This is a genomic window from Achromobacter kerstersii, from assembly GCF_902859595.1.
Lineage (GTDB): Bacteria > Pseudomonadota > Gammaproteobacteria > Burkholderiales > Burkholderiaceae_B > Achromobacter > Achromobacter kerstersii.
Genome location: NZ_CADIJQ010000009.1, coordinates 279,981 through 292,268, shown reverse-complemented (window position 1 = coordinate 292,268; position 12,288 = coordinate 279,981). Strand labels below are relative to the sequence as shown.

Below are 12,288 nucleotides of genomic sequence, written 5' to 3'. Positions count from 1 at the left end.
CGCACCGCCTCGAGCTTGAACTCCGCCGTAAAGGCACGCCGTTTTATCTTGGTCATGACTCACCTCCTAGGTTCAACCTATCTGGGTGTCCACCAAAATTAAACCACCACAAACCACAAAGGTTCCCCCCCGCCCGTTACCGGGCGCGGCTCCCCCTCCTCCCCAAAGACGTCTTCAGTCTGAGGGCTTCCAGCGTCCCACTCATGGCCCATTTATGTCCGACACAGACCCCGTCCATGCGCGGCTATTTCATCAGATCAAGGGCCTAGCGGGCGGCCATCGAAGGGCTGTCCTTCGGTCCTTGATGCCGGCTATAGACACTGCGCTCACACAAGGCGTTCCGTACGCAGAGATTACGCGTCAACTGGGCGCATCCGGAATTGAGCTCACCGCCGAATCCCTCCGCAAGGCTCGCTACCGCTGGCGCAAGCGAGGCGCCCGAACTATCGAAGATCGCAGAACCGGAGCAGCCGACCTCATGGCGGCCGGCCCGCTGACTCCAAGTCCCAAAGCCATCCAGGCTGAGCGCATTACGAGCAAAGCCGATTTGGTTCGGCTTCGCAAATCGCAAGACCACATTGACCTTGACGAACTGGCCGATCTCGGCCGACAAAAATAGGAGAAGTCCCCATGAAAATCGCAACCGTGAATTACTCCGGCTCCGTCGGAAAAACCACCGTTACCAGCCACGTGTTCGCCCCGCGTATGCCCGGCGCGGAAATCATCGCGGTGGAGTCCACCAATGAAAGCGCCGCGGATCTGGGCCTGGACGTCGAGCAGATGCGAGGCGAACATTTCGGCCGCCTGTTTCGCAAACTGCTCATGGCCGAATCCGCCATCGTCGACGTCGGCGCCTCCAACATCGAAGACTTCCTGGCCGAACTGGTTAAGTACGACGAAGCGCATCTCGAAATCGACTTCTACGTGCTTCCAGTCGTCGCGACCGGAAAAGCGCAGCGGGAGACGATCAAGACCATCCAGGCGCTGGCCGAGATGGGTGTACCGTCCGAGCGCGTTCGCGTGCTTTTCAACCGCGTTGATGCAGACGTGCGGGAAGAGTTCTCCGCCATCTTCGGATATGCGCACAAGGCGGGCACCTTCATGGCCAACCCGGAAGCGGCCATTTTGGAGAACGAAGTCTTCGATCTGCTCGCGAACAAGCGGACGACCATCACGGAGATCCTTTCTGACCAGCGCAACTATCGCCAGGAGCTTCGCGAGGCAGACCGTAACGACGCCAAGCTCATCCGACATCTGAGCGATATGCACGCGCTTCAATCGTTGGCCCGACCGGTCAATCGGCAGCTGGATAAGGCATTTGAAGCGGTCTTTGCATAGGGGCCACTATGCAACCCGACGTGCAAAGTGGTCCGCAGAGCGGTGCCGCCCCGGCGCGCACCAGGGTCGAATTTCTCTATCGCGAGATCCTCGTGGAAAGCGATCAGCTCCTCACTCGCATGGAGCAACTCACCTCACGCCAGACAGAAATTCAACAGGCGATGCAAGCCCTACCCGGGTCGATCCGCCAGGCCGGTATGGACGCGGCGAGCTTGGCAGCAGAACACGCAAACCGATCCTTGCTTGAGGCTTCCAGAACTATCGCAAAGGCCACAAGCGACCTGCGGGTTGCCTCCCGGATGGCCACGAACGCGTTGCCCTCTGCCGCCTGGCGCACTGGCTTGCTTTGCGCCGCGAGTGCGTTTGTTGGTGGCGCCTTCAGTGCGACGTTAGTCGCGATTGCTCTCTATCGCTAAGCCAATCCCCTTGTCACGTGGCGCGATCCCGAACCGGGCCGCGCCAATTTTGCGCTTGTGCGCTGCAAAAGGAAACTCATGGCACCAGACACTCGCCGGCGAATACTTCGGTTCGCGGCGCTACTACTGCCGATCGCAGCTTGGCTTGTCACGGCCAAAGTAATGACTGGAATCCCGTTCAACCATATCACTTGGACGGTGCTGTCGCGCTGGCTGCTGGCCACACCGCATCACACTCCGCTCATCGTCGCGCCCATAGTTGGCCTGGCGCTTGTCCTTGCCCTCGCCTTCGCTTTGAAACGACAGTCGACCAAGGCAGGGTTCGACGGGGCCGGCTACAAGATTCACATTCGCGGCACCGAAGCTGTACCCGTCGCAAAGCTGAAAAAGTTGTGCACGGAGCGGGAGCAGCAGCAAGTGGATATCGCTGGCGTACCCATGCCGACGTCTGTCGAGAACCTGCATACTCTTCTCAACGGCGCAACTGGCACGGGTAAATCCGTGCTTCTGCGGCAGCTCGTCTACTCAATTCAAAAGCGCGCCGACAGAATGGTAATCGTTGATCCGAACGGCGACCTCTTCAGCAAGTTCGGGCGCGCGAACGACGTCCTGTTGAATCCTTATGACGCACGCACCGAGGGCTGGTCGTTCTTCAATGAAGTGCGCGCCGAATACGACTGGAAGCGGCTTGCGCTTTCCATCGTCCCGCTTGGCAAAGACGCGAACGCCGAGGAGTGGAACGAATATAGTCGGCTTCTCCTACGCGAAAGTGCACGTAAGCTCAGCGAATTGGGCACGCCATCAGTGCAAGAGCTATTCCGCTGGACGACGGTAGCCGCCGACAACGATCTGCGGGCCTTCTTATCCGGCACCCTGGCCGAGTCGCTGTTTGCCGGCTCATCCGAGGCCAGCAAAGCACTCACGAGCGCGCGGTTCGTGCTTTCCAAGTACCTCGCCGAGCACGTGACGATGCCAGCTGGGAAGTTCAGCATCCGAGACTGGATGGACAGTGACACGGGGAATCTCTACATCACCTGGCGGGAAGACATGAAGCACGCCATGAAGCCCTTGCTTTCGGCCTGGGTCGACGTCTTCTGCTCTTCGTTTCTCTCGATGTCCGAAGACGCCACTCGTCGGTGGTGGCTAGTCCTGGATGAGCTGGCTTCCCTGGAAAAGCTGGCGACTCTCGAAGACTTCCTCACCAAGGGGCGCAAGAACGGTGGTCGCGCGCTCGCCGGCCTGCAATCAATCTCCCAACTGGATCATATCTACGGCAAAGACATGGCGCAGACGCTACGTGCGAGCTTTCGGTCTTTGGTCGTTTTAGGTGGTTCGAAGACTGACTATGAAACGGCCGAGGTGATGTCCAAATCACTCGGTGAACACGAGGTTGCGCGCCCCGAGTACACCGATAGCCGCAATCCGGGAAGCGCTCGAAACACAAGCGAGCGCATGGTTCGCTCGACCGAGCGCGTAGTCACTGCGGCGCAGGTCCAAACCCTGCCTGAACTCACGGGCTGGATTGCGTTCGCGGGCGACCGGCCCATTTCGAAATTCCTGCTTGAGCCAGTCAATTTTGCTGTTCGCAACGCACCGTTTGTGGAAGCGAAGCGAGCGAACGCGCACGACGTCGCACACTCCGGCACCAACGAACCGCAGCGGTGGAGCGAAATTGACCTGCCGGAAGATCCAACAATAGCGGCCTAGCCGCTGCACCCGAGGCCGTCGCGTCGAGCGACGGCCTGGTCCCTTTGGAGAGTTTTATGATCTCTTTGAAATCTATCCATCGCAGTGCAGCCACAAAGGCGTCGCACTACTATGCTGACCAGAAAGACGACTACTACAGTCGTGACGGAACCGCTGCGCAGTGGCAAGGCAAGGCCGCTGACGCGCTCGGATTGACCGGCGCCATACAGCAGGAGGAATTTCTGCGTGCGCTGCGCGGTGACTTCGGCCCCGACGTTGAACTATCGCGCTCGATCAGGCTGGATGCTGAGGCGCGTGCGGCACTGGATATGACGTTTTCACCGCCCAAGAGCGTCAGCATCCAGGCGCTGGCCGGCAAGGATGCCTCGGTAATCGAGGCCCATGATTACGCCGTCACCAAGGCGCTGGATTTTCTAGAACATGAGCTGTTGCGCGCGCGCCAAACTGAAAAGGGGATTACGACTACTGAGCGCACAGGCAACGCGGTGATCGCAAAGTTCCGGCATGAGACGGCCAGGCCAACGGATGGTGCCTATTCGGATCCCCAGCTGCACACCCACGCACTGTTGATGAACCTCACCCAACGCGCCGATGGCCGCTGGGTCGCCATATCGAACGACGAAATTTATCGATTGAAGTCCATGATGGAATCGGTGTATCACGCCGAGCTGGCCAGCAGCCTGGAGAAGTCCGGCCATCAAATTCGCTACGAGGGCAAGAGCTTCGAACTCGCGCATATCTCTCGGGACCACATCGAAGGGTTCTCCAAGCGATCGCAGGACATCAATGCCGAACTGGCGGCATTGGGTGAAACGCGCGAATCTGCGAGCAGAGCGCTCAAGCAAACTATCGCGCTCAAAACTCGCCTGGACAAGGCACCCGAAATTTCTCGCGAAGAACTTCAGCGTGACTGGGAACGACAGGCGACTGAACTCGGCATTGATTTCAATGGAGTAAAGCAACCACTGGAAAAGGAAGCCGAATTGGAAAGCGGCAAGCCGCCCCGTCAGGAATTGACGCCGGAAGCGGCTGCTCTGATTGCCGACGAGTGTCTTCGGTGGGCGATCAAGCACCACACCGAACGCGAATCCGTGATGGACGGAAAAGAGATGCTCAAGACCGCGCTGCACCGTTCGCACGGCATGGGCATAAAGCTGGGCGACCTCAAATCGGCCGTCAAGCGCTCACTTGATAAAGGCCATCTGATCCTTGGGACGATTCAGTACCGGCACGCGAAGGACAAAGATGGTGCCGGCGAATCACGGTCGGACTTGGTCGCCGCCCTCGTCGTCGGTGGCATGAGAAAAAAACATGCGGAAGAGAGAATCCGCATTTCAATTGCTCGCGGCGAGCTTGTTCCGACCGGCGCACGGTACACCACACAGGTGGCACGGGAGCGCGAAAAGCGAATCCTCCAGATCGAGCGCGAGGGGCGTGACCAGGTCGCGCCAATCTTGGATATTCAAGCAGCCCAAGGCGCTATGGCTGGCCGCTCGCTGAAGCCAGGCCAGCTGGCGGCCGCCAATCTGATCCTCAGCACGCCACACCGATTCATCGGCGTCCAAGGCCTGGCGGGGACCGGCAAGTCGCACATGCTGGCTGAGGTCAAGGAGGCCGCTGAAGCAGCGGGCTTCAAGGTCCAGGCCGTGGCGTCCTACGGCAAGCAGATCGAGGCCTTGCGGGAACTTGGAATGGAATCCAGGACCGTGGCGTCTGTTCTGGAGGCACGTCAGAAAGACCGCTTCAAGCTCGACCCGAAGACCGTCCTGGTCATCGATGAGGCGGGCGTGGTCCCAGCCCGCCTCATGGAACGCCTGATGAAAATGGCCGAGGCTGACGACGCACGCATCGTCATGCTGGGCGACACGGGCCAAACCAAGGCCATCGAGGCTGGCCGCCCGTTTCACCAATTGCAGGTCGCTGGCATGGCTACAGCCCTAATGGGCGACATCATTCGGCAGAAATCGCCTGAATTGAAGGCTGCGGTGGAACTAGCTGCAAAGGGTCAGGCGTCGGCCTCCCTTGGCGTGTTAGATCAGAAGCTGAAAGCCGTGCACACCATCAAGGACGACGGCGAACGATATGACGCGATAGCGACGCGATACGCAACGCTGAACGACGACGAGCGGCGGGAAACGCTCATCGTGACTGGCACCAATGATTCGCGCAACGCTTTGAACGAGGCAACTCACCAGGCGCTAGGATTGGGCGGCCGCGGCTTTGAATTCAAGATGCTCACCCGACGCGACACTACGCAGGCAGAACGGCGGGTCGCCAAGTACTTCATCGTTGGGGATATCGTGCAGCCGGAGCGAGACTACAAAACCGGGAATTTGCGCCAGGGCGAGATGTACCGCGTCATAGGCACGCTTGCCGGAAAGCCCAATGACCTAGTTGTAGAGCATATGGAAAGTAAGGTCCGGACCACCTTCAATCCAGCGCGCGCCGCCAAGTTATCAGTCTACGAACCAGTCAAGGCAGAATTATCCGCTGGCGATTGGGTTCGGGCGACGAGGCACAACGCGGCTCTCGATTTGGCCAACGGTGATCGGTTTGAGGTGCTCGCCGTCACGCCAACAACGGTCACCATCGGCGGCGGCAAGCGACGAATCGTGATGGACGCGGCAACAGCACCGTTGCATCTGGACCGTGCCTACGCGTCCACGAGCCACAGCGCGCAGGGGCTGACGTGCGATCGCGCGCTGATCAACTCTGAGAGTTTCAGCCGCACCACGCAGCGGGACGTCTATTACGTGGCAATTTCCCGGGCACGGTATCACACAGAAATTTATACCGAGAACGCCGCCAAGCTGTCCGGTGCAGTGAACCGGCTGGAGGAGAAGACGGCCGCTCTCGATATCGGCCTTGAGGCGTCGCGACCATGGCGTCTCAAGAATACGCCATCACGAATGGTTGCCAACTCCGAAGAAAAGGAAGTGACAGATAGCGCACTCCAACGATAGGTCGCCGACGTGGGCGATTTTCGCCGGCCCTAGCCAACCTGGGGAGTCATATCGAACAGTGAAGTTGATGCTCCCAAATTTAGAGGACTATGCGTGAAAAATGTGGGTAGGTGCGATAATACCTAGCATAGTGTGCAAGAGATTCCGAGGTGCCCCCTGGCTTGTATCCCAAATGACGCTCAAGCCTTGCCTGCCACTGCGAGTCCGATCCTCTCTCAAATGGCAAAACCTCGTCTAGGCGCATTCGCTCTTTAGCGGTAAGTGCCGGCACGGAGATAGGCCGCGGCTCAGCCCAGTCGAGGTTTGTGAACGGCCAACTCTGTATTCTAGATAGTCGTTTGAACTCTGCGCATGCCGCTCGTGCCGGCGTTTTAAAGATAATTCCAGTTACGGTCAGCATAGGCTGTCCGTCCGCGTACTGGAATGACGAGAGTATTTGAAAATACCGCCCTCCCCGTCCTGCCGGAAGGCTACCAAGCGCGCGTTTCACGCACGCTTGCAAAGTTCGCGGAAAGCGCCTCCCCTGCATGTCGGCAGGCGACAAATCGGGCGGGGCGTAATTCCCCATACGACGAACGAACTCAGCGAGTCGAAGCCTTGCGCGGTCCTGGGTCGGCTTGTCTTCCGATCCGAGATACTTGACGTTGGCGTTGAGTGTGATCTTAATGATGTCGTGGCAATCCAGACTGGAAGCCACCGTAACCAACTCGTCTAACTGTGTCTTATGTTGGCAGTCGACGTAATCGAGCCAGACGATGGTCCCGGCGGCGCTGTAGGCATGAGTACGGAAAAACTCGTCACTATCTTTAAAGTGCAAATTGACGAAGCCAGCCGGCTTGTTGAATCGCTGCCGCTTAAAAGTGTCCTCGTCTCGCTCAATGGAATGCATTCGCGTAATTCGAAGCGAAGCATGCATTGCCTTGTAGTCCTCCAGCATGGGGCCACCGAAGCCGATGTATTCATAATTCGAAATATTTCGAACTCGTCCCACGCGCTCCAAAAGCATTATGAAGAGGTTGCGATCAATGGCCTTGTTCGGCCTCAAGTGGTAGGCGATATCAGTGCCGCTCATGCTTTAGCCTGGTCCTCAACCCAGTCGAAAGCCGCTGCGCCAACATCGGACATCGATTGGTCATTAGAGAGTTCAAGATAATCGCGGACAGTCTCGATTGACTCTAGTGGGCGCACGAAACTCAGGCGTCCATGGGTTCGGACTGTATTCGGCTTAGGCAGGTCTGGCACATAACGTCGTCCCTTGAGATTTTTGCGCACTTCCTGCCACTTAGCGGACGGAATTTGCTTGGCAGCCGTCCGAATGTCCATTGCAACGGCGTGCCGCTGCAATGCACCGCGCTCTTCAGTATCCGATTTCCAATGATTGGTAAATGTCGTGAAGTGCTTGAGGGCGTCGCGCATCACATCTTTGACCGAGGCGTACAGAGGTGAATCGAGGTTAATGCCCCGTTTGGTTGTTGTGACCGGCAGTTTAGCAGCGTCGTTGCCGGTGAATTCAACAATTCCAGAAAGCATTACAAACTGGCTGTGGTAAGAAGGCACGCCAGCTTCTCCCCATCCAGTTCGATGTGTGGTGTCATGGCTCAAGACCACCCGGTCATTGCAAATCACCGTCCAACCGGCGGAATTCTTGCTTCGTTTTCCTTCTACGAAGTCCCCGAGCTCAGTCTCGGTCGGAAATGCTGCATACATACCCATAGCTAACCGTACTGTCACCCCGTCTTCCTCTGTTTCGTATAGGTACGGAGCAAGAGAAGGAACGCCTTTCTTTGGTTTGCTGTCTATAAGTGTTTGGATCAAATTTGGCTTGACAAGTGTTCCATTAACTTTGACTGCGAAGCCCTTTTGAATGATATACGCATAATGGTTACGTATCTTTTCAATTAGGTCGCCCTCAAAAGCACTGGCAGAACCGTCAAATCGACTAGCTATTCCAGGGTGCAAATCTGTTACTTCAATCTTGACCCCGTCATCTTTCAATACGCCGGCCTTACTTACACCGAGGTTGATGTTCCATTTATCGTTCTGAATCCATGCCCTATCAATGTGCACCATGAATTCGCCACTAGGGCTCCGGCTAAAGACTTTACTATCCTGTCCAAGCTTGAACAGTGCCCGTTTCATACCGATTCCGTAGACACCCACCGTCTGGACGTGTTCATCGATGTCACCGCGCGGCCTTCCGAACTTGAATGCGTAATCCCGCGCAACGTCGAACGGAATACCACCGCAATTATCCTTAATGGAAAACCGCTTTTCATTTAGTTCGATTTCGGCCCAGAAGTCCTTATATGCATGTTCCGCAGCAGGCTGCTTGCGCTTGTTCGCATTGACCCGAACAGCGCCGTCGACGCAGTTGTCCAGAAGATCCAATATCGCATCCTCTAGCTCGATATCGCGAGTGAGCATCTCGACAAAGAAGCGCTTCGGCGGCGTCACATCCACGTCGTTCTTTACAACAACTGGTGTACTCTTCGAAGCGCCGGCACTTCTCTTACTTGCGGTGACCATGGCGTTCCCTCTCATGCATTGTTGTGGTGTCGTTCCAGGTTCTTTCTTTATCGCCTACCCAAGTCCGCTTGGATGCTGTAACGCTGACTGGCAACAGCCGATCGAACGTCCGCACTTTAAAGTGTAGCTTATTGCTACAGCCCATCAAGATACGCTGTGCCGCGATGACTGCGGATCCGTCTCCCAGGGCACAGATCCGCCTCTGGATGCTTCGCAGATTGAGTGCAAACAGTGGGGCGGGCCCGATCGATGCTTCGGCTATTCGTCATGGGAGAAATGACGGTTTTGCGGTCGACGATTAGTCGCCTTTTCTATAGAATCGCGCCCAGTAATGAGGAGCGCGAGACGAGATGCCCAATTTAATTGATCTTTTTGCAGGAGCCGGGGGATTGAGCCTCGGAGCCTTTCGAGCTGGCTTTGAAGTCCGTGCCGCAGTGGAACTTGATAAGCAGGCAATGGCAACGCACAAGCGCAACTTTCCCACGACTGTGCACATCGCTCAAGACGTATCCACACTTGACGGGCCAAGCCTCCTTGCTCTCAGTGGGATTCAAGCGGGAGAGCTGGACGGCTTGATCGGCGGGCCACCGTGTCAGGGTTTCAGCAGCATTGGAAACAAAGACGCCGGAGATGCGCGTAACGGGCTGTTCTCGGATTTCTTCCGATTGGTCAGCCAAATGCGCCCGGCGTTCTTCGTTGCTGAAAACGTGCCTGGCATCCTAGCGGAGCGCAATGACGACATCCGGGCGCAAGCGCTTCGCAACGTGCCCGGTAACTATTGCGTCCTAGATCCGATCGAGGTTCAGGCGAATCTCTACGGAGCGCCGACGACCCGAAAGCGAATTTTTTTCATCGGCTATCAGCCAAATCGCTTCAGTGTAGAGTTGACCGCGGAGCACTTTGCTCCTCCTACGCATATCGAACAGGCTATCGTTTCGCTCGCCCTTCAAGGTCTTCCTCTACGCATCGATTCCCGCTGGCAGACTGAAGAACTCGGCTGGAGGTCTGCTACGACATGCGGCGGAGAATTTTTAGCCGATCGTATTACCAACTGCGTGCCGCAAGGGGTAGGCGACCCACAGCTCCTTGAACGCTACTTCGAAAAAGGCCAAGTATCGGGCTGCCTAGGGACACGCCATAGCGACGAACTGCGGCGCCGTTACCGAGCTCTTAAGTATGGCCAGATGGATGCGGCCACTAGGTCACGCCGTTTGGATCCAAACGGCTTTTGCCCGACGCTACGTGCGGGGACCGGTTCCGACAAAGGATCGTATCAAGCGGTGAGGCCTATCCACTTCAGTGCGCCGAGGGTGATAACGCCGCGGGAGGCCGCAAGACTTCAAGGCTTTCCAGACTGGTTCGTATTCGACCCTACCAAGTGGCACAGTTTCCGCCAAATTGGCAACAGCGTGTCACCGATCGTGGCCGAACGGATCCTGACGCCGCTTCGCCAGTTTCTGCTGTAAGCGGAAGGTTTGACGGGTGATCGTTACCTTTCTTCCGGGTCGGAAAGAATTGCGAGCGTGAAAAATGGGGTGCTCAAGGCATTCGTTAGTCCTGGCCACTGGTGTGTTCATCTCTCGAAGAATTGGAAGCAGCCCGATGCACAGGCACCAATGGATGAATGCAGGGTTTCACGCCCAGCCGTGATTTTGGCAACAACAGATCATTGCCCGTCGCCCCATCGTCCGTGTTTCGCCCGTTCGGTCCATCATGCTTCCGGCCTATCCTCCAGTGAGGGCCATGGTTGCACCGTCGATTTGGCACGGTAATGGCTCGGTCATATCCAGGATGTGGCACGGTCATGTCCCGGTTGCGTCCCGGTTGCGTCCCGGTTGCGTCCCGGTTGGGTCCCGGTTGGGTCACGGTTGGGTCACGGTTGGGTCCGATTAGTCCTGCGGCCTGCCTCTCACACCCATTTTGTATACGCGCGCACCGGTTTTTGAGCCATATGGCGCGGGGCTTTGGCCTATCGCAGCGATTTCGTTGTCAGACAAAAGAAAAAAGCTCTCTCGCAAGAAAACCCACAAAAATCAAAGAGATAAACCCACCCGGAGGGTGCGTCCTGTGTGGTGGCTTTAAGGGACCCGCCGCCGCCTGGCGGCGGGGGCCTTAAGGGCACCTGTGAGCGTCCGGGGGACGCTCACGAAGTCCGCAGGACGGCCCCGCCGGCGCAGCCGGTGGGATAGGCCGCCCCATACCAAACCCGTTGGTACATCCAAAGCAAAAGGCCGCCCTAGGGCGGCCTTTTGCTTTGGCGGATGGTTTAGGTCAGTGCGATGCTGCCGTTGAGGCCAACGGCCGAACAGGCGGCTGCTCATGCTGTAGCGCCTGCCATAAATCATAGTTGGCCTGCATTGCCACCCAGGCCTGTGCGGTACTGACCCCAGCATGCTCAAGCCGGACAGCCAGATCTGGGCGGACACCAGCCTTGCCATTGAGTACCCGGGAAAGTGCCACCCGCGACATGGCCAGCCGTTCAGCAGCCTCGGTCACAGATAGCCCCAAGGGGGCAATTACGTCCTCCCGGAGAATTTCCCCGGGGTGCGGCGGGCGGTGCATGGTCATGGTCTAGCTTCCACTAGCTCTGCCCCACCGATCTTGTCCGACAGGTCGGAAAAGTTGCTGATCCGCACGGACCCGTCCGGGAACCGGGCGACAACTTCAAGCTGGCCACCCATCGCCTCGATGTGGCTGCGCAGCGTCGAAATGTACATGTCCGTCCGCTTCTCCATCTTGGCGATGGACGGCTGCTGTACGTGCAATATGTCGGCCAGGACCTTTTGCGACAGACCACGGGCCTGACGCAATTCCTGTAGCGGCATGTCCCGGAGCATCTCTTCCGTAGCAGCCTTGGCGCGAAGCTGAGATTCCGGCGACATGGCCGCTCGGAGCGCTGCAAATTTCTTAGCCATTGATCTGCCCTTCCTTTCGCAATTGTTCCAAATGATCGTCGTAAAGCATGTCGGCTCGCGGCACGAACTCTTCATACCAGCGGTCATTCCCCGTTTTGTCACCGCCTATCAGCAAAATGGCGGTCCTCCTGGGGTCAAACGCGTACAGGGTACGCAGAGGATGCCCGCCCGCCTGCGTTCTAAGCTCACGCATGTGTTCGTGTTTTGAGCCGTTGATTCCACTCGAATGCGGAAAGCCCAACGACGTGCCCCGTTTTTTTAGCAGCCCAACCGTGGCGGCCACTGATTCCTGTTCGCTGACGGACAAGCTGTTCCACCAGTCTTCGAACTCATCCGTGAACTCAACTTCCCAAACCATCAGTTCCCCGCCGTTGCTGTTTGAAAAATTATAACCTGCACGGAATATTCCATCAAGGGAATATT

General features: G+C 57.3%; 10 protein-coding genes. 5 read left to right on the top strand and 5 right to left on the bottom strand.

The features are described 5' to 3' along the window. The first annotated feature begins 630 nt into the window (after positions 1-630). The 4 genes from stbB (at position 631) to mobF (ending at position 6,424) form a co-directional block, all read left to right on the top strand. Positions 631-1,338 carry a StbB family protein gene (gene stbB / locus HV765_RS24235; RefSeq protein WP_175171249.1) on the top strand — a complete coding sequence of 236 codons (708 nt, stop codon included), beginning with the start codon at positions 631-633 and terminating at the stop codon, positions 1,336-1,338. Positions 1,339-1,346: 8 nt separating this feature from the next. Beyond that, the gene (locus HV765_RS24230) at positions 1,347-1,754 is read left to right on the top strand and encodes a hypothetical protein (RefSeq protein ID WP_175171248.1); all 408 of its coding nucleotides are present in this window, start codon (positions 1,347-1,349) and stop codon (positions 1,752-1,754) included. Between the two features lie 78 nt (positions 1,755-1,832). Beyond that, complete coding sequence (locus tag HV765_RS24225; protein ID WP_175171247.1) at positions 1,833-3,461, top strand: type IV secretion system DNA-binding domain-containing protein; 1,629 nt, start codon at positions 1,833-1,835, stop codon at positions 3,459-3,461. Between the two features lie 56 nt (positions 3,462-3,517). Next, the gene (gene mobF / locus HV765_RS24220) at positions 3,518-6,424 is read left to right on the top strand and encodes a MobF family relaxase (protein WP_175171246.1); all 2,907 of its coding nucleotides are present in this window, start codon (positions 3,518-3,520) and stop codon (positions 6,422-6,424) included. 79 nt (positions 6,425-6,503) lie between these two features. Here the strand turns inward: mobF and HV765_RS24215 are convergent, their stop codons facing one another. Both HV765_RS24215 and HV765_RS24210 read right to left on the bottom strand, forming a co-directional pair. Continuing rightward, positions 6,504-7,496, bottom strand: coding sequence for an O-methyltransferase (locus HV765_RS24215; RefSeq protein ID WP_175171245.1), 993 nt, complete (start codon positions 7,494-7,496; stop codon positions 6,504-6,506). After that, entirely contained in the window at positions 7,493-8,950 is a 1,458-nt protein-coding gene (locus HV765_RS24210; protein WP_175171244.1) for an ATP-binding protein, read from the bottom strand. Before HV765_RS24210 ends, HV765_RS24215 begins: the two co-directional genes overlap by 4 nt. A 350-nt stretch (positions 8,951-9,300) precedes the next feature. On the opposite strand from HV765_RS24210, the gene HV765_RS24205 reads away from it, so the two are divergent. Further along, positions 9,301-10,416 carry a DNA cytosine methyltransferase gene (locus HV765_RS24205; protein ID WP_175171243.1) on the top strand — a complete coding sequence of 372 codons (1,116 nt, stop codon included), beginning with the start codon at positions 9,301-9,303 and terminating at the stop codon, positions 10,414-10,416. Between the two features lie 805 nt (positions 10,417-11,221). Here HV765_RS24205 and HV765_RS24200 read toward each other — a convergent pair. From HV765_RS24200 to HV765_RS24190, 3 genes are read right to left on the bottom strand one after another with little or no spacing between them, the layout of a single operon-like run. Further along, a complete protein-coding gene (locus HV765_RS24200) occupies positions 11,222-11,518 on the bottom strand; it encodes a HigA family addiction module antitoxin (RefSeq protein ID WP_175171242.1) in 297 nt (98 codons plus the stop codon). Continuing rightward, positions 11,515-11,865, bottom strand: a complete 351-nt coding sequence (locus HV765_RS24195) for an XRE family transcriptional regulator (RefSeq protein ID WP_175171241.1) — start codon at positions 11,863-11,865, stop codon at positions 11,515-11,517. Before HV765_RS24195 ends, HV765_RS24200 begins: the two co-directional genes overlap by 4 nt. Then, positions 11,858-12,223: a type II toxin-antitoxin system RelE/ParE family toxin gene (locus HV765_RS24190; protein WP_175171240.1), complete on the bottom strand. Its 366-nt coding sequence runs from the start codon at positions 12,221-12,223 to the stop codon at positions 11,858-11,860. Before HV765_RS24190 ends, HV765_RS24195 begins: the two co-directional genes overlap by 8 nt. Positions 12,224-12,288 lie beyond the last annotated feature (65 nt).

Coding starts and splice junctions, on each gene's coding strand:
- stbB (WP_175171249.1), top strand. CDS start 631: ATGAAAATCGCAACCGTGAATTACTCCGGCTCCGTCGGAAAAACCACC.
- HV765_RS24230 (WP_175171248.1), top strand. CDS start 1,347: ATGCAACCCGACGTGCAAAGTGGTCCGCAGAGCGGTGCCGCCCCGGCG.
- HV765_RS24225 (WP_175171247.1), top strand. CDS start 1,833: ATGGCACCAGACACTCGCCGGCGAATACTTCGGTTCGCGGCGCTACTA.
- mobF (WP_175171246.1), top strand. CDS start 3,518: ATGATCTCTTTGAAATCTATCCATCGCAGTGCAGCCACAAAGGCGTCG.
- HV765_RS24215 (WP_175171245.1), bottom strand. CDS start 7,496: ATGAGCGGCACTGATATCGCCTACCACTTGAGGCCGAACAAGGCCATT.
- HV765_RS24210 (WP_175171244.1), bottom strand. CDS start 8,950: ATGGTCACCGCAAGTAAGAGAAGTGCCGGCGCTTCGAAGAGTACACCA.
- HV765_RS24205 (WP_175171243.1), top strand. CDS start 9,301: ATGCCCAATTTAATTGATCTTTTTGCAGGAGCCGGGGGATTGAGCCTC.
- HV765_RS24200 (WP_175171242.1), bottom strand. CDS start 11,518: ATGACCATGCACCGCCCGCCGCACCCCGGGGAAATTCTCCGGGAGGAC.
- HV765_RS24195 (WP_175171241.1), bottom strand. CDS start 11,865: ATGGCTAAGAAATTTGCAGCGCTCCGAGCGGCCATGTCGCCGGAATCT.
- HV765_RS24190 (WP_175171240.1), bottom strand. CDS start 12,223: ATGGTTTGGGAAGTTGAGTTCACGGATGAGTTCGAAGACTGGTGGAAC.